Origin of the sequence: Streptomyces sp. SID11385, from assembly GCF_010548245.1 — a bacterium.
Classification (GTDB): Bacteria; Actinomycetota; Actinomycetes; order Streptomycetales; family Streptomycetaceae; genus Streptomyces.
This window is the reverse complement of the sequence record NZ_JAAGLR010000020.1, coordinates 1-1,221: the sequence shown is the minus strand read 5'-3', so window position 1 is coordinate 1,221 and position 1,221 is coordinate 1. Positions and strand designations below refer to the sequence as shown.

The window sequence follows — 1,221 nt, the reverse complement described above, 5'->3', positions numbered from 1 at the left end:
GACGGGAGCGCGCACGCCCGTACCGCCCGCGACCGTAGCGTCCGCCGCCTCGCCCCGGACGAGGCGCAGATGCCGCGTCCGGCGGCGATGCGGCGGGCGCTCCGCCCCGCCCCGCTCCGCCCGGCCCCGCTCCCCCGGCGGCGAAGCCGACCCCATCCAGTCCTCCACCCGGTCCATGGCGAAGAGCAGGACGGCGACGAGCGGCAGCAGCAGGGACGCGACAAGCACCACGGTTCCGGACTCCCTCGCACAGGCGGTTCCTCGCGGGTGCCCTCGCGCGCGCCGGGGATCGCGCGAGGGGTGTGAACATCCGGTGACGTTCCCGCTCAGCCGCCCGTCGCGTACAACTCCAGCAGGGGTTGCGCCGAGTCGAGCCCGTCGCGCCCGAACGGCGCGTCGAAGCTCCACACGAGGAAGAGCAGGAAGACGACGAGCGCGCTGAACGTCGTGGCGAGCACGACCTCGCGCGTGGTGCGCCGGATCTGGAGCGTGTAGAGCAGGCCGAGCGTCACGGCGCCGCCCGCGAGGAGGCCGAACCAGACACTGCCGGGGAGCGTGGACCCGGCCGAGTCGATGCGCTGGTGGCGCGCGTCGTCGGCGGCGGCCACCTGGTCGAGCAGCGGCTGGTACGCCTGCGCCTGGAGTTCGTCGGCGGGCTCGCGGTGGGCGAGGTCGGAGCGGATCTGCGCGAGCAGCGCCGCGCCCTTCGCGTCCGGTTCGCGGCCCGCCTCCATCTCCGGCCACTCGGCGGTGACGGTGTGCCGCGCGTAGGCGTCGATGTGGGTACGCACCTGTTCGCGGAAGGCCGCGGGGTAGACGTCGAGGCGCTGGTCGATCTCGTAGAGCGACTGCGCCTCGCGCTGCACGGTGTCGTCGGCGGCCTGACGGGCCTCCCAGACACCGGCGATGGCGAGGCCGAGGACGATGGCGTATACGACGCCCACCATCATCACCATGTACTCCAGGACGTCGGGCGTCTCGGAGGTGTCCTCGTCGGTGACGCGGCGCTGTCTGAGCGCGGCGGCGCCGACGACGAGCGCGCAGACGAGCACGGAGGCGAGCGTGTAGATCAGCCATTGGGGCACGGCGAGGCTCCTGGGGGCAGGCCGGAGGGAACAGGGGTACGGGCACGGGGCCGCGCGCCCGCGAAGGGCGGCGCGCGGCCCGGGCGAGGGGTGGGGCGGGGCCCGGGCGTGGGGTGCGGACCCGGGCGAGGGGTGG

At 74.8% G+C, this 1,221-nt stretch carries 1 protein-coding gene and 1 pseudogene; both read right to left on the bottom strand.

Features of this window, described 5'->3' with window-relative positions; all coding sequences use genetic code 11:
- Positions 1 to 231: pseudogene (locus tag G3I42_RS00885) on the bottom strand (hypothetical protein); the annotation flags it as partial.
- Positions 232 to 326: 95 nt separating this feature from the next.
- Positions 327 to 1,085 (bottom strand): DUF4239 domain-containing protein, encoded by a 759-nt coding sequence (locus G3I42_RS00880; RefSeq protein ID WP_164281942.1) that lies wholly within the window; start codon positions 1,083 to 1,085, stop codon positions 327 to 329.
- Positions 1,086 to 1,221 lie beyond the last annotated feature (136 nt).